Origin of the sequence: Pseudomonas sp. LAMO17WK12:I5 (genome assembly GCF_900215165.1) — a bacterium.
GTDB classification, from domain to species: domain Bacteria; phylum Pseudomonadota; class Gammaproteobacteria; order Pseudomonadales; family Pseudomonadaceae; genus Aquipseudomonas; species Aquipseudomonas putida_A.
This window is the reverse complement of sequence record NZ_OBDS01000011.1, coordinates 122913-137125: the sequence shown is the minus strand read 5'-3', so window position 1 is coordinate 137125 and position 14213 is coordinate 122913. Positions and strand designations below refer to the sequence as shown.

Genomic DNA, 14213 nt, shown 5'->3' with positions numbered 1-14213 from the left:
GAGCGGGCTTGCTCGCGAAAACGATTTCACATTCAGCAGATGTGCTGACTGATACACCGCTTTCGCGAGCAAGCCCGCTCCCACAGGGGATCTCCGTAAGTTCGAAAGCCTGAACGAATCAGGCTCCCGCTAACGGCTTACAGCTTGATCCACGTCGCCTTCAGCTCGGTGTACTTGTCGAACGCGTGCAGCGATTTATCACGACCGTTGCCCGACTGCTTGAAGCCGCCGAACGGTGCAGTCATGTCGCCGCCGTCGTACTGGTTGACCCACACGCTGCCGGCGCGCAGTGCTTTGGCAGTCAGGTGCGCCTTGGAGATGTCCTGAGTCCATACCGCAGCGGCCAGACCATACGGCGTGTCGTTGGCGATCTGGATCGCTTCTTCGGCGGTATCGAAGGCGATGACCGACAGCACCGGGCCGAAAATCTCTTCCTGAGCGATCTTCATCGCGTTGCTCACGCCGTCGAAAATCGTCGGCTCGACGTAAGTGCCACCGGTTTCCTGGAGGATGCGCTTGCCGCCCGCCACCAGTTTGGCGCCGTCGGTGTGACCGGATTCGATGTACGACAGCACGGTGTTCATCTGCTGGGTATCGACCAGCGCACCGACATTGGTTGCCGGGTCCAGCGGATTGCCCGGCTTCCAGGCTTTCAGCGCCTCGATCACCATCGGCAGGAATTTGTCCTTGATCGAGCGTTCGACCAGCAGACGCGAACCGGCGGTGCAGACTTCGCCCTGGTTGAAGGCGATGGCGCTGGCGGCGGATTCGGCAGCGGCTTGCAGGTCCGGCGCATCGGCGAAGACGATATTCGGGCTCTTGCCGCCAGCTTCCAGCCACACGCGCTTCATGTTCGATTCGCCGGAGTAGATCATCAGCTGCTTGGCAATCTTGGTCGAACCGGTGAACACCAGCGTGTCGACGTCATTGTGCAGGGCCAGCGCCTTGCCAACGGTGTGGCCGTAGCCCGGCAGCACGTTGAGCACGCCTTTCGGAATGCCGGCCTCAACCGCAAGCGCAGCGATGCGGATGGCGGTCAGCGGGGATTTTTCCGACGGCTTGAGGATCACCGAGTTACCGGTCGACAGCGCCGGGCCGAGTTTCCAGCAGGCCATCATCAGCGGGAAGTTCCACGGCACGATGGCGCCGACAACGCCCACCGGCTCGCGGGTCACCAGACCCAGTTGATCGTGCGGCGTGGCGGCGACTTCGTCGTAGATCTTGTCGATCGCCTCACCGCTCCAGCTCAGCGCTTGCGCCGCGCCCGGTACGTCGATGTACAGCGAATCGCTGATCGGTTTGCCCATATCGAGGGTTTCGAGCAGCGCCAGCTCTTCAGCGTGCTGCTTGAGCAAGCTGGCGAAACGAATCATGGTGGCTTTGCGTTTGGTCGGCGCCAGGCGCGACCACACGCCGGAATTGAAGGTGGCGCGGGCGTTTTCCACGGCGCGTTGGGCGTCGGCGGCGTCACAGCTGGCGATCTTGCCCAGCAGACGGCCATCGACCGGGCTGATGCACTCGAAGGTTTCGCCGGAGACGGCGTCGGTGTATTCACCGTTGAGGTAGGCGCGGCCTTCAATCTTCAGGTCGCGAGCACGTTGTTCCCAATCGGCACGAGTCAGGGTGGTCATTCGAGTGTCCTCCTCTTGTTGAATAGAGCGCCGCGTTCTTCGCGGTCGTCTTCAGGAATGCTGCCCGGCCAGCCTGCTTTTCGGCCCAAGGCACCCGCCACCCTAAACCAGCGGCCGGGGTTGTTTCAATATATTTGACATAAGCGCGCCATACGCCCTTGCGGTGTTCATTTTAATAAACATAGACTTTGGCCCATTCAAGCCACCGCGCCGTCATCACGGGAGAAAACAACAATGAACATCCAGAACGTCGTCGATATCAGCTTGACCAGCAGCGAAGCCGAACGCTATCGCCCGGACCCGGCCAAAGTGCTCAAGGGCGACCCAGAGCAAGCGGTGTTCAATCAGTACGACAGCCCTTGTGGGCAAATGGGTGTTGGCGTGTGGGAAGGTGCGGTCGGGCAGTGGACGGTGAACTACACCGAGCATGAATACTGCGAAATCCTGCAAGGGGTTTCGGTGCTGCGTGACAGCGATGGCAATGCCAAGACCTTGCGTGTTGGCGACCGCTTTGTGATTCCGGCCGGCTTCCGTGGTACCTGGGAAGTGCTGGAGGCTTGCCGCAAGATCTATGTGATCTTTGAACAGAAGGCCTGAGTCTTTCGCTGATATTACCGGCCCCTTCGCGAGCAGGCTCGCTCCCACATTCGACCGCATTCCATTGTGAGAGCGAACCTGCTCGCGAAAGCGTCGCAACAGTCAGCACAAAACTCCAGGCAACAAAAAAGGCCCGCATCTCACGATACGGGCCTTTTTCGTAAGTCGGGAAAAATCAATTACTTGATTTTGCCTTCCTTGTAGATCACGTGCTTGCGAACAACCGGATCATATTTCTTGATCTCGATTTTGTCCGGGGTAGTACGCTTGTTCTTGTCGGTAGTGTAGAAGTGACCAGTACCGGCGCTCGAGATCAAACGAATCAATTCACGCATGATTAGCTCCCTTAAATCTTGCCATCGCGGCGAAGTTCGGCGAGCACGACACTGATGCCACGCTTGTCGATGATGCGCATGCCTTTGGCAGATACGCGCAGACGCACAAAACGTTTCTCTTCTTCAACCCAGAAGCGGTGATGCTGCAGGTTCGGCAGGAAACGACGACGGGTTTTGTTGTTTGCGTGGGAAATGTTATTCCCGGTTACCGGACCCTTACCGGTAACTTGACATACTCTCGACATGCCTCAGCCCTCTAAAACCACATGCCCAACCCGGCATGGGTTGGCCGCTTAATCTCTCAGTCATTTGGCGCCAGGCGCCGCGTTTCTTTAGAGGTCTTACCGGCTACACCTACAGTGAAGGAACCGGGCCCCTAGAAAAGAGCGCTGCTTTATACCAGAAAGACCGGGGTGCAACAACAATGGATGTGCAATCGACCGGTAAAAAGGCGCATTTTCCGCCTGCAGACGCTTTGGATAAAGGCTGAGGCGAGTTTTGACCACTCGTCGCAGAAAACCGCTCTAACAGACGTTTTCGACTTTTCCTCGTGCACCGTGGTCTGAAAAACGTCACTGGGCTGCCCCAAAAATGCAAAAAGGGGATAGTCATTTGCAATCCAGCCCTCTAGGGTAACCCTTTTCCAGACTGCACCTGCAGATGGCCTTCGATCTGTAAAGGAAGCCGACCATGCGCCTCGCTGCCCTACCCCTGTTGCTCGCCCCGCTTCTGCTGAGCCCCCTGGCCCAGGCTGCCGCCCTGAGCGTTTGCACCGAGGCCAGCCCTGAAGGGTTCGACGTGGTGCAATACAACTCGCTGACCACCACCAATGCCTCGGCCGACGTGCTGATGAATCGCTTGGTGGACTTCGACACCGCCAGTGGCAAAGTCGTGCCGAGCCTGGCCGACAGCTGGGAAGTCAGCACCGACGGCCTGACTTATGTGTTCAAGCTGCACCCGCAGGTGAAGTTTCACAGCACTGACTATTTCAAGCCGACCCGTACCCTGAGCGCCGAAGACGTCAAATTCAGCTTCGACCGCATGCTCGATCCAGCCAACCCATGGCACAAAGTGGCGCAAAGCGGCTTCCCGCACGCCCAGTCCATGCAGTTGCCGGCGCTGATCAAGAAGATCGACGCGCTTGACCCGCTGACCGTGCGCTTTACCCTCGACCACCCGGACTCGACGTTCCTCGCGACCCTGAGCATGGGCTTCGCCTCCATCTATTCCGCCGAATACGCCGACAAGCTGCTCAAGGCCGACGCCACCGACAAGCTCAACAGCCAGCCGATCGGCACCGGTCCGTTCGTGTTCACACGCTTCCAGAAAGACGCCTCTGTGCGCTACAAGGCCAACCCGGACTATTTCGGCGGCAAGCCGGCGGTCGACCCGCTGATCTTCGCCATCACCCCGGACGCCAACGTGCGCCTGCAAAAGCTGCGGCGCAACGAGTGCCAGATCGCCCTGTCGCCAAAACCGCTGGACGTGAAGGCTGCGCAGGAAGAGCCGACGCTGAAAGTAGAAAAGACTGACGCGTTCATGACCGCTTTCGTCGGCATCAACAGCCAGCATCCACCGCTGGACAAGCCGGAAGTGCGCCAGGCGATCAACCTCGCCTTCGACAAGGCCAACTACGTCAAAGCCGTGTTCGAAGACACCGCACAGCCGGCCAACGGCCCTTACCCGCCGAACACCTGGAGCTACGCGAAGAGCCTGCCGGGCTATCCGCACGACGTGGCCAAAGCCAAGGCGTTGCTGGCCAAGGCCGGACTCAAGGACGGCTTCCAGACCACCATCTGGACGCGTCCGTCCGGCAGCCTGCTCAACCCGAATCCGAGTCTGGGCGCGCAATTGCTGCAATCGGATCTGGCGGAAATCGGCATTCAGGCGGAAATCCGCGTGATCGAGTGGGGCGAACTGATTCGCCGCGCCAAGGCTGGCGAGCATGACCTGCTGTTCATGGGCTGGGCCGGCGACAACGGCGACCCGGACAACTTCCTCACGCCGCAGTTTTCCTGCGCGGCGGTCAAGTCCGGCACCAACTTCGCCCGCTACTGCAATGCCGACCTGGACAAGCTGATCAGCGCCGGCAAGACCACCAGCGAACAAGGCGTACGCACCAAGCTGTACGAACAGGCGCAGGCGCAGATTCAGCAGCAGGCACTCTGGTTGCCGCTGGCACACCCGACCGCTTATGCGCTGACACGCAAGGATGTGCAGGGTTACTCGGTGAGCCCGTTCGGGCGGCAGGACTACTCCAAGGTCAACCTGAAATAACCTTCCACAACACAGCCCCCTGTGGGAGCGGGCTCGCTCGCGAAGGCGTCGGATCAGCCAACATTTTTAGTGACTGACACATCGCCTTCGCGAGCAAGCCCGCTCCCACAGGGGTTGGTGTTTGTTGTTGAAAGCTACATCCAGCCACATTCCGCCATCGACAGCGGCTCGCCGTCGCCAATGATGAAGTGATCCAGCACCCGTACATCAATCAGGTCCAGAGCCTTCTGCAAGCGCTTGGTCAGTTGGCGGTCCGCCTGGCTCGGATCGCTGTTCCCCGACGGGTGGTTGTGGCAGAGAATCACCGCCGCCGCGTTGTTGGCCAATGAGCGTTTCACCACTTCCCGGGGATGCACGCTGGTGTTGTCGATCGAGCCGCGAAACAGTGCCTCGAACGTCAGTACTTGATGCTTGGAGTCGAGAAACAGGCAGCCGAACACCTCGTGGGGCTCATGGCGCAGCATGGATTTCAGATAGTCCCGAACTGCCTGCGGATTCTCCAGTGCTGGCTTTTTACGCATGCACTCGGCCAGATGTCGCCGCCCCATTTCCAGCACCGCCTGCAACTGCGCGAATTTCGCAGGCCCCAATCCCAACTGTCCGCTGAACGCCGCAAGATCGGCCTCCAGCAACGCGCGCAGGCTGCCGAATTGCGTCAACAGGTGTCGCGCCAGATCCACCGCGCTTTTTCCCGTGACCCCGGTTCGAAGAAAAATCGCCAGCAACTCGGCGTCCGAAAGACTTCCCGAGCCCTGTTCAAGCAGCTTCTCCCGCGGCCGCTCCGCCGCCGGCCAATCGCGAATACTCATACACCTTCCTTGTCTGTGGGCACCGCTGTTCCGTAGCGGTCGCTGTGATATCGTAGCCCATCTTTTTTGCGGGCGAATTCACCCTGGGGAGGGGGTTTCGCCACGTATGTCACCCACGAAATGTAAAGGCAGACCTATGCAGCGGCTGTATCGGAAACGCATCGTTCTGGGCGTCGGCGGCGGCATTGCGGCCTACAAGAGCGCCGATCTGGTTCGTCGCCTGATCGACCAGGGCGCCGAAGTGCGTGTGGTCATGACCCATGGCGGCGCCGAGTTCATCACCCCGCTGACCATGCAGGCCCTGTCCGGGCACCCGGTTCACCTCGACTTGCTCGACCCGGCCGCCGAAGCGGCCATGGGTCATATCGAGCTGGCCAAGTGGGCCGATCTGGTGTTGATCGCCCCGGCCACCGCCGACCTGATCGCCCGTTTGGCCCAAGGCATCGCCAACGATCTGCTGACCACCCTGGTGCTGGCCACCGACGCCGTGGTGGCCGTCGCGCCAGCAATGAATCAGGCGATGTGGCGCGATCCGGCAACCCAAGCCAACCTGCAACTCCTTGAAAGTCGCGGCCTGAAGACTTTCGGCCCGGCCTCTGGCAGCCAGGCCTGCGGCGATGTCGGCATGGGCCGGATGATGGAAGCCACCGATCTGGCGCAGTGCGCGGCGGATTGCTTCCAGCGCCAAGCGCTGACCGGCAAGCATGTGGTGATCACCGCCGGTCCGACCCAGGAAAACATCGACCCGGTGCGCTACATCACCAACCACAGCTCCGGGAAAATGGGCTTCGCTCTGGCCGAAGCTGCGGTGGAAGCCGGCGCCCGCGTGACCCTGATCAGCGGCCCGGTGCACCTGCCGACGCCGGATCGCGTCACGCGCATCGACGTGGTCAGTGCCCGCGACATGCTCGCGGCCTGCGAATCGGCCATCCCGTGTGATGTGTTCATCGCCTCGGCAGCGGTGGCGGACTACCGTCCGGAAGTCGTTGCCCCGCAAAAACTCAAGAAAGACCCTACAAGCGGCGACGGCTTCGTCCTGCAAATGGTGCGTAACCCGGACATCCTGGCCACCATCGCTACCCGCCCCGACCGCCCGTTCAGTGTCGGCTTCGCCGCCGAGACCGAACACCTGCTCGACTACGCTGCACGCAAGCTGAAAGACAAGAATCTCGACCTGATCGTCGCCAACGACGTCGCCAACCCGAGCATCGGTTTCAACAGCGAAGAAAACGCCTGCAGCGTGATCGACCGTGAGCTTCATGCCACTGTTTTCGCCCAGACCAGCAAGAGCAAGATCGCTCGCCAACTGGTCACTTTTATCGCCGAACGTCTGAACCAGGTTTAATTTACATGCACGCTTTGCAAGCCAAGATCCTCGACCCACGCATCGGTACCGAATTCCCGCTGCCGCAATACGCCACCCCAGGCTCCGCCGGCCTCGACCTGCGCGCCATGCTGGAACAGGACATCGTGATCAAGCCGGGTGAAACCGTGCTGATCCCTACCGGTCTGTCGGTCTACATCGGCGACCCGAACCTCGCCGCGCTGATCCTGCCGCGCTCGGGCATGGGCCACAAGCACGGCATCGTGCTCGGCAACCTCGTCGGCCTGATCGACTCGGATTACCAGGGCCCGTTGATGGTGTCTTGCTGGAACCGTGGCCAGAACGACTTCACCATGACCGTCGGCGAGCGTCTGGCGCAACTGGTGTTGGTGCCGGTGGTGCAGGCGCATTTCGAAATGGTCGAAGAGTTCGTCGAAACCGAACGCGGCGCGGGCGGATTTGGCCATACCGGCACTAAATAACCCTGAAATATTATTGTGGCGAGGGGATTTATCCCCGATGGGCTGCGAAGCGGCCCCAAGACTTTTGGATCTGTTGCGCAGCCATCGGGGATAAATCCCCTCACCACAAAATTTGTGCATTTTCGGCAGCAGGTTTTAACACCGAAAATCAAGGTTTTGCCGGCCGCAAGCCACGCCAGCCGAGGCGTCATGGCCCTTTCACACCACGAACTCTCTGCGGAAAACGCCGTCATACCCTTCAGTTTGAGCCTGCCGCCGAGTGAATCGTCGGTGTGTCCCGCCACTTTCGAGATGGAGCATTTGTGCAGATGAGCACCCCCGCCAAGATCGCCCCGAAGCTACCCGACAGCATCTTCCGCGCCTATGACATTCGCGGCACTGTGCCGGAATTCCTCAATGCCGAAACCGCCTACTGGATCGGCCGCGCCATCGGCTCACAGAGCCTGGCCCAAGGTGAACCGAATGTTTCCGTCGGTCGTGACGGTCGCCTGTCCGGCCCGGAGCTGGTTGCAGAACTGATCCGCGGTATCGCCGAGAGCGGCTGCCACGTCAGCGACGTCGGCCTGGTCCCGACGCCTGCGCTGTATTACGCGGCGAACGTATTGGCCGGCAAGTCTGGGGTGATGCTCACCGGCAGCCATAACCCGTCGAACTACAACGGCTTCAAGATCGTGATCGCCGGCGACACCCTGGCCAACGAGCAGATCCAGGTGCTGCACGAGCGCATCAAGACCAATGACCTGACCAGCGGTCAGGGCAGCGTGACCCAGGTCGAAATCCTCGACCGCTACACCACCGAAATCGTCCAGGACGTCAAACTGGCCCGACGTCTGAAAGTCGTGGTCGACTGCGGCAACGGCGCGGCCGGCGTGATTGCCCCGCAACTGATCGAAGCGCTGAACTGCGAAGTCATCCCGCTGTTCTGCGAAGTCGACGGCAACTTCCCCAACCACCACCCGGATCCGGGCAAGCCCGAGAACCTCGTCGACCTGATCGCCAAGGTCAAGGAAACCAATGCCGACCTCGGTCTGGCCTTCGACGGCGATGGCGACCGCGTCGGCGTGGTGACCAACACCGGCAGCATCGTCTACCCGGACCGCCTGCTGATGCTGTTCGCCCGCGACGTGGTGGCGCGCAATCCGGACGCGGAAATCATCTTCGACGTCAAATGCACCCGCCGCCTGGTGCCGCTGATCAAGGAGTACGGTGGTCGTCCGCTAATGTGGAAGACTGGCCATTCGTTGATCAAAAAGAAAATGAAACAATCCGGTGCTCTATTGGCCGGTGAGATGAGCGGGCACATCTTCTTCAAGGAACGCTGGTTCGGTTTCGACGACGGTATCTACAGCGCCGCACGGCTGCTGGAGATCCTCAGCAAGGAAAAATCCACCGCCGAAGAGCTGTTTGCGACCTTCCCGAACGATATTTCTACGCCGGAAATCAATATCCATGTGACCGAAGAGAGCAAATTCAGCATCATTGATGCATTGCACGACGCACAGTGGGGCGCAGGCGCCGACCTGACCACCATCGACGGCGTGCGAGTCGATTACGCCAAAGGCTGGGGCCTGGTACGCGCCTCCAACACCACTCCGGTGCTGGTGCTGCGCTTCGAGGCCGATGACGAGGCTGAATTGCAGCGCATCAAGGACGTGTTCCACGCCCAACTGAAACGCGTTGCACCTGATCTCCAACTACCGTTCTGATTCACCCGGAGCCCTGAATGACCCTCGAACGCGAAGCCGCCGCCCACACCGCCCAGGTTCTGTCCGAAGCGTTGCCTTACATCCGACGTTATGTCGGCAAGACCCTGGTGATCAAATACGGCGGCAACGCGATGGAAAGCGAGGAGCTGAAAACCGGCTTCGCCCGCGACATCGTCTTGATGAAAGCCGTAGGCATCAACCCGGTGGTGGTTCACGGCGGCGGCCCGCAGATCGGTGATCTGCTCAAGCGCCTGTCGATCGAAAGCCACTTCGTCGATGGCATGCGCGTCACCGACGCCGCGACCATGGACGTGGTGGAAATGGTCCTCGGCGGTCAGGTCAACAAAAGCATCGTCAACCTGATCAACCGTCACGGCGGCAGCGCCATCGGCCTGACCGGTAAAGACGCCGGGCTGATTCGGGCGAAGAAACTGACCGTCACCCGCCAGACCCCGGAGATGACCCAGCCGGAAATCATCGACATCGGTCAGGTGGGCGAAGTGGTCGGGATCAACACCGAGTTGCTGAACCTGCTGGTCAAAGGCAACTTCATCCCGGTGATCGCGCCGATCGGCGTCGGTGAGAACGGCGAGTCGTACAACATCAACGCCGACCTCGTGGCCGGTAAAGTCGCTGAGGCGCTGAAAGCCGAGAAGCTGATGCTGCTGACCAACATCGCCGGCCTGATGGACAAGTCCGGCACCGTGTTGACCGGCCTGAGCACCCAGCAGGTCGACGACCTGATCGCCGACGGCACCATCTACGGCGGCATGCTGCCGAAGATCCGTTGCGCACTGGAAGCGGTTCAGGGTGGCGTTGGCAGCTCGCTGATCATCGACGGCCGCGTACCGAACGCGATCCTGCTGGAAATCTTCACCGATACCGGTGTGGGCACGCTGATCAGCAATCGCAAGCGTCCGTAAGGCGTCGCGGAAACGAAAAGACCCCGCTCAGCCTGACTGAGCGGGGTCTTTTTTTGCCTGCGGCCTTCCATCTATTGTGGCGAGGGAGCTTGCTCCCGCTTGAGTGCGCAGCGCTCACAAGCTTTTCGGGTCTGCTACGCAGCCCAGCGGGAGCAAGCTCCCTCGCCACAAAAGCTCATTCCACAGTTCAGACGCCGAACTGGGCGCGATACGCTTCCACGGCTGGCAAATGCTGCTTGAGCTGCGGATCGTCGGCGAGGAATTCCAGCACCTGATTCAGCGAAACGATGCTGATCACCGGAATACCGAAATCACGCTCAACTTCCTGGATCGCTGACAATTCGCCGTTGCCACGCTCCTGACGGTTCAAGGCGATCAGCACGCCGGCGGCCTTGGCGCCGTCCTGCGAAGCGATGATCTGCATCACTTCACGGATCGCGGTGCCGGCGGTGATCACGTCGTCGATGATCAGCACGTCGCCGGTCAGCGGCGCGCCGACCAGGCTGCCGCCTTCGCCGTGGGCCTTGGCTTCCTTGCGGTTGAAGCACCATGGCAGGTCGCGGTCGTGATGCTCGGCCAGCGCGACAGCGGTGGTGGCTGCCAGCGGGATGCCTTTGTAGGCCGGGCCAAACAGCACGTCGAACGGAATGCCGCTTTCGGCAATGGCTGCCGCGTAGAAACGCCCCAGCTGCGCCAGGACCGAACCCGAGTTGAACAGGCCGGCATTGAAGAAGTAAGGACTGGTGCGCCCGGACTTCAGGGTGAACTCACCGAAGCGCAAAACGCCGCGATCGATGGCAAAACGAATGAAATCGCGCTGATACGCTTGCATGAAAAAAACCCCAAATACCACGGATTTAGCTAATTAGCTTGACGCCGTGTATCATACACGCACGCGATTTTTGGGGCCATTTATGCGGATCATCAGTGTGAACGTCAATGGTATTCAGGCTGCAGTCGAGCGTGGTTTGCTCAGTTGGCTGCAAGCACAGAATGCCGACGTCATCTGCCTGCAGGACACCCGTGCCTCCGCCTTTGAACTGGATGACCCAGCCTTCCAACTGGATGGCTACTTCCTTTATGCCTGCGATGCTGAAGTCCCTGCCCAAGGTGGCGTGGCTTTGTATTCGCGGTTGCAACCGAAGGCTGTCATCAGCGGTCTCGGTTTCGAGACGGCCGACCGCTACGGGCGCTACCTGCAAGCAGATTTCGACAAAGTCAGTATTGCCACCTTGCTGCTCCCTTCGGGGATGAACGGCGATGAGGACTTGAACCAGAAGTTCAAGCTCATGGACGACTTCGGCAAGTACCTGGACAAGCAGCGGCGTAAACGTCGCGAGTACATTTATTGTGGCTCGCTGTACGTTGCGCAGCAGAAGCTCGACATCAAGAACTGGCGCGACAGCCAGCAATCCCCGGGCTTCCTGGCGCCAGAACGCGCCTGGATGGACGAGATTGTCGGCAACATGGGCTACGTCGATGCCCTGCGCGAAGTCAGCCGCGAAGGCGACCAATACAGCTGGTGGCCGGACAACGAGCAGGCCGAGATGCTGAATCTGGGCTGGCGCTTCGACTACCAGCTGCTGACCCCGGGCTTGCGCCGTTTCGTACGCAGCGCACGCCTGCCACGTCAGCCACGGTTCTCGCAGCACGCGCCGCTGATCGTCGACTACGACTGGACGCTGACCATTTAAGCGTCGATTCGTGGATGCAAAAAAGCCGACATTGCTGTCGGCTTTTTTGTGGGCAAATGCTTTTCAAATGGGGGAGCGGACTTGCTCGCGAAGGCGTCGTGTCAGTCGATATCAATGCTGAATGACCCACCGCATTCCCGAGCAAGCCCCCTCCCTCAAGGGGAAATAGTCGCTGATTATTATTTGATCAGTCGCCAAGTGAACGGATAACGATAGGGAAAGCCTTCGTTCGCTTTCACCCCGGCAATGATCGTCAGCACCAATGCGCCGATGGCCAGCAGGCCCAGCAAGAAGAAGCCGATGATCAACACCATCAGCAGCAGACAGATCGCGGCGGCAATCGCCACGGTGATCTGAAAATTCAGCGCTTCCTTGCCCTGAGCGTCAATGAACGGATCGGTTTCGCGCTTCATCTGCCACAGGATCAGCGGCCCGATCAGGTTGCCGAACGGAATCCAGATCCCCAGCAAGGCGGACAAGTGACAAAACATCGCCCATTGGCGAACCTCCTGGCTCGGCTTGGGCAGCAACTCTTGCTCATCACTCATCACGTCCTCCTTGCGGGTTGCGAACCTGCTCAGTCGGCCAGTGCAGCCTTTTGCAGTTCGAAGATTTCGTTCATGCCTTTCTTCGCCAGTTCCAGCATGGCGTTCAGATCTTCAGGCTGGAACGGCGCGCCTTCGGCGGTGCCCTGGACTTCGATGAAGCCACCGGTGCTGGTCATCACCACGTTGAGGTCGGTCTCGGCGGCGGAATCTTCAAGATAGTCCAGATCCAGCACTGGCTCGCCCTGATACATGCCGACCGACACCGCGCCGATCATTTGCTTGAGCGGGTCGCCGCCTTTCAGGCCGCCGCGCTTCTTGATCACTTTCAGTGCATCAACCAGGGCCACCATGGCGCCAGTGATGGAGGCGGTGCGGGTGCCGCCGTCAGCCTGGATCACGTCGCAGTCGACGTACAGGGTCACATCGCCCAGCTTGGACATGTCCAGCGCAGCGCGTAGCGAACGGCCGATCAGGCGCTGGATTTCCAGGGTGCGGCCGCCCTGCTTGCCACGGCTCGCTTCACGCTGGTTACGCTCGCCAGTGGCGCGCGGCAGCATGCCGTACTCGGCGGTCAACCAGCCCTGGCCCTGGCCTTTGAGGAAACGCGGCACGCCGTTTTCGACGCTGACGGTGCAGATGACCTTGGTATCACCGAATTCGACCAGTACGGATCCCTCGGCGTGTTTGGTGTAGTTGCGGGTAATGCGGATCGAGCGAAGCTGATCGGCAGCGCGACCACTTGGACGTTTCATAGGGAATACCTGTACTGGGGACGGAAAACTGCCGAGCATTATAGAGCGCTGCACCGCGCCTGGGCACGGGTTAAAAATTCCGGCCGTCGACCCAGGGCCCTGAAACGCGCATAACCGACGGCCTGCAGCCCTTTGTCACACCGTGTGTTTGGGCGCATCCGCCGCACTGCGCTACAATCCTGCGCCTTTGCTGCCAGTCGGCTTAAATTCATTGATATCGAGCCTGCGGAACATCCCTTCTGCGCCGATCTGCATTGCGAGGTCACCGCCATGGTGCACAGCATGACCGCCTTCGCCCGCGTCGAGAAAGCCGGCGTCCAGGGCACCCTGAGCTGGGAGCTGCGCTCGGTCAACAGCCGCTATCTGGAACCGCACCTGCGCCTGCCGGAGTCGTTCCGCGACCTCGAGGGCGCGGTACGTGAAGCCCTGCGTCAGGGCCTGTCGCGGGGCAAACTGGAATGCACCCTGCGTTTCACTGAAGAAAGCACCGGCAAGCCGTTGCAAGTCGACCGCGAGCGCGCCGCGCAACTGGTCGCCGCCGCCGAAACCGTTGCCGGCCTGATCAAGAACCCGGCAGCACTCAACCCGCTGGAAGTGCTGGCCTGGCCCGGCGTGCTGGTGGCCGACGCGACTGATCCACAGGCGCTGAACGCCGATGCGTTGGCGCTGTTCAATCAAGGTCTCAAGGAACTCAAGGCCGGCCGCGAGCGCGAAGGCGCGGAGTTAGCACGCCTGATCAACGAGCGCCTGACTTCCATTGAAGAGGACGTCGTGACCTTGCGTGAACTGGTGCCGCAGATGCTCGCGACCCAGCGTCAGAAAGTCCTCGACCGCTTCACCGACATGAAGGCCGAACTGGATCCGCAGCGCCTGGAACAGGAAATGGTCATGCTCGCGCAAAAGAGCGATGTGGCCGAAGAACTGGATCGCTTGAGCACTCACATCATCGAAGTTCGCCGGGTGCTCAAGTCCGGCGGTGCCGCCGGTCGGCGCCTGGATTTCCTGATGCAGGAGCTCAACCGCGAAGCCAACACACTGGGCTCCAAGGCCTTCGACCCGCGCAGCACCCAGGCCGCCGTCAACCTCAAGGTGTTGATCGAGCAGATGCGCGAACAAGTGCAGAATATTGAGTAAG

14 protein-coding genes and 1 pseudogene are annotated in these 14213 nt (G+C 60.4%); 8 read left to right on the top strand and 7 right to left on the bottom strand.

Annotation, left to right across the window (positions count from 1 at the left end; translation table 11 throughout):
- Positions 1–137: 137 nt before the first annotated feature.
- Positions 138–1631, bottom strand: coding sequence for an aldehyde dehydrogenase (locus CRO59_RS20475; RefSeq protein WP_047596781.1), 1494 nt, complete (start codon positions 1629–1631; stop codon positions 138–140).
- 234 nt (positions 1632–1865) lie between these two features.
- Here CRO59_RS20475 and CRO59_RS20470 point away from each other — a divergent pair, with 234 nt between their 5' ends.
- Complete coding sequence (locus CRO59_RS20470) at positions 1866–2228, top strand: cupin domain-containing protein (RefSeq protein WP_097089496.1); 363 nt, start codon at positions 1866–1868, stop codon at positions 2226–2228.
- A gap of 179 nt (positions 2229–2407) precedes the next feature.
- On the opposite strand, the gene rpmG is transcribed toward CRO59_RS20470, so the two are convergent.
- Together rpmG and rpmB are read right to left on the bottom strand one after the other, a co-directional pair.
- Positions 2408–2563 (bottom strand): 50S ribosomal protein L33, encoded by a 156-nt coding sequence (gene rpmG, locus CRO59_RS20465; protein ID WP_003177274.1) that lies wholly within the window; start codon positions 2561–2563, stop codon positions 2408–2410.
- Between the two features lie 11 nt (positions 2564–2574).
- Positions 2575–2808: a 50S ribosomal protein L28 gene (gene rpmB, locus CRO59_RS20460; RefSeq protein WP_003229474.1), complete on the bottom strand. Its 234-nt coding sequence runs from the start codon at positions 2806–2808 to the stop codon at positions 2575–2577.
- A 445-nt stretch (positions 2809–3253) separates the two neighbouring features.
- Here rpmB and CRO59_RS20455 point away from each other — a divergent pair, with 445 nt between their 5' ends.
- Positions 3254–4840, top strand: coding sequence for an ABC transporter substrate-binding protein (locus CRO59_RS20455; RefSeq protein WP_097089494.1), 1587 nt, complete (start codon positions 3254–3256; stop codon positions 4838–4840).
- A 134-nt stretch (positions 4841–4974) separates the two neighbouring features.
- Here CRO59_RS20455 and radC read toward each other — a convergent pair whose 3' ends face one another.
- Positions 4975–5649, bottom strand: a complete 675-nt coding sequence (gene radC / locus CRO59_RS20450) for a DNA repair protein RadC (protein ID WP_027610412.1) — start codon at positions 5647–5649, stop codon at positions 4975–4977.
- 136 nt (positions 5650–5785) lie between these two features.
- On the opposite strand from radC, the gene coaBC reads away from it, so the two are divergent.
- The 4 genes and pseudogenes from coaBC (at position 5786) to argB (ending at position 10084) form a co-directional block, all read left to right on the top strand.
- On the top strand, positions 5786–6994 hold the full coding sequence (gene coaBC / locus CRO59_RS20445; RefSeq protein WP_003229480.1) for a bifunctional phosphopantothenoylcysteine decarboxylase/phosphopantothenate--cysteine ligase CoaBC: 1209 nt from the start codon (positions 5786–5788) through the stop codon (positions 6992–6994).
- 5 nt (positions 6995–6999) lie between these two features.
- Positions 7000–7455, top strand: a complete 456-nt coding sequence (gene dut / locus CRO59_RS20440; protein WP_047596787.1) for a dUTP diphosphatase — start codon at positions 7000–7002, stop codon at positions 7453–7455.
- Between the two features lie 329 nt (positions 7456–7784).
- Positions 7785–9161: pseudogene (locus tag CRO59_RS20430) on the top strand (phosphomannomutase/phosphoglucomutase); the annotation flags it as partial.
- A 17-nt stretch (positions 9162–9178) separates the two neighbouring features.
- A complete protein-coding gene (argB, locus tag CRO59_RS20425; protein WP_003229488.1) occupies positions 9179–10084 on the top strand; it encodes an acetylglutamate kinase in 906 nt (301 codons plus the stop codon).
- Positions 10085–10271: 187 nt separating this feature from the next.
- Here argB and pyrE read toward each other — a convergent pair whose 3' ends face one another.
- Positions 10272–10916 carry an orotate phosphoribosyltransferase gene (gene pyrE, locus CRO59_RS20420; protein WP_097089489.1) on the bottom strand — a complete coding sequence of 215 codons (645 nt, stop codon included), beginning with the start codon at positions 10914–10916 and terminating at the stop codon, positions 10272–10274.
- 82 nt (positions 10917–10998) lie between these two features.
- On the opposite strand from pyrE, the gene CRO59_RS20415 reads away from it, so the two are divergent.
- On the top strand, positions 10999–11778 hold the full coding sequence (locus CRO59_RS20415) for an exodeoxyribonuclease III (RefSeq protein ID WP_003229491.1): 780 nt from the start codon (positions 10999–11001) through the stop codon (positions 11776–11778).
- 179 nt (positions 11779–11957) lie between these two features.
- Here CRO59_RS20415 and CRO59_RS20410 read toward each other — a convergent pair whose 3' ends face one another.
- A complete protein-coding gene (locus CRO59_RS20410) occupies positions 11958–12326 on the bottom strand; it encodes a DUF4870 domain-containing protein (RefSeq protein WP_003229492.1) in 369 nt (122 codons plus the stop codon).
- A gap of 29 nt (positions 12327–12355) precedes the next feature.
- Positions 12356–13078 carry a ribonuclease PH gene (rph, locus tag CRO59_RS20405; protein WP_027610407.1) on the bottom strand — a complete coding sequence of 241 codons (723 nt, stop codon included), beginning with the start codon at positions 13076–13078 and terminating at the stop codon, positions 12356–12358.
- Positions 13079–13348: 270 nt separating this feature from the next.
- On the opposite strand from rph, the gene CRO59_RS20400 reads away from it, so the two are divergent.
- Positions 13349–14212, top strand: a complete 864-nt coding sequence (locus CRO59_RS20400) for a YicC/YloC family endoribonuclease (RefSeq protein ID WP_047596795.1) — start codon at positions 13349–13351, stop codon at positions 14210–14212.
- Position 14213 lies beyond the last annotated feature (1 nt).

What these genes read in the sequence shown, in the direction of transcription:
- CRO59_RS20410 (WP_003229492.1), bottom strand. Translation starts at nt 12,326, where the DNA reads ATGAGTGATGAGCAAGAGTTGCTGCCCAAGCCGAGCCAGGAGGTTCGC.
- rpmB (WP_003229474.1), bottom strand. Translation starts at nt 2,808, where the DNA reads ATGTCGAGAGTATGTCAAGTTACCGGTAAGGGTCCGGTAACCGGGAAT.
- dut (WP_047596787.1), top strand. Translation starts at nt 7,000, where the DNA reads ATGCACGCTTTGCAAGCCAAGATCCTCGACCCACGCATCGGTACCGAA.
- rpmG (WP_003177274.1), bottom strand. Translation starts at nt 2,563, where the DNA reads ATGCGTGAATTGATTCGTTTGATCTCGAGCGCCGGTACTGGTCACTTC.
- radC (WP_027610412.1), bottom strand. Translation starts at nt 5,649, where the DNA reads ATGAGTATTCGCGATTGGCCGGCGGCGGAGCGGCCGCGGGAGAAGCTG.
- CRO59_RS20470 (WP_097089496.1), top strand. Translation starts at nt 1,866, where the DNA reads ATGAACATCCAGAACGTCGTCGATATCAGCTTGACCAGCAGCGAAGCC.
- coaBC (WP_003229480.1), top strand. Translation starts at nt 5,786, where the DNA reads ATGCAGCGGCTGTATCGGAAACGCATCGTTCTGGGCGTCGGCGGCGGC.
- CRO59_RS20400 (WP_047596795.1), top strand. Translation starts at nt 13,349, where the DNA reads ATGGTGCACAGCATGACCGCCTTCGCCCGCGTCGAGAAAGCCGGCGTC.
- CRO59_RS20415 (WP_003229491.1), top strand. Translation starts at nt 10,999, where the DNA reads ATGCGGATCATCAGTGTGAACGTCAATGGTATTCAGGCTGCAGTCGAG.
- pyrE (WP_097089489.1), bottom strand. Translation starts at nt 10,916, where the DNA reads ATGCAAGCGTATCAGCGCGATTTCATTCGTTTTGCCATCGATCGCGGC.
- CRO59_RS20475 (WP_047596781.1), bottom strand. Translation starts at nt 1,631, where the DNA reads ATGACCACCCTGACTCGTGCCGATTGGGAACAACGTGCTCGCGACCTG.
- rph (WP_027610407.1), bottom strand. Translation starts at nt 13,078, where the DNA reads ATGAAACGTCCAAGTGGTCGCGCTGCCGATCAGCTTCGCTCGATCCGC.
- CRO59_RS20455 (WP_097089494.1), top strand. Translation starts at nt 3,254, where the DNA reads ATGCGCCTCGCTGCCCTACCCCTGTTGCTCGCCCCGCTTCTGCTGAGC.
- argB (WP_003229488.1), top strand. Translation starts at nt 9,179, where the DNA reads ATGACCCTCGAACGCGAAGCCGCCGCCCACACCGCCCAGGTTCTGTCC.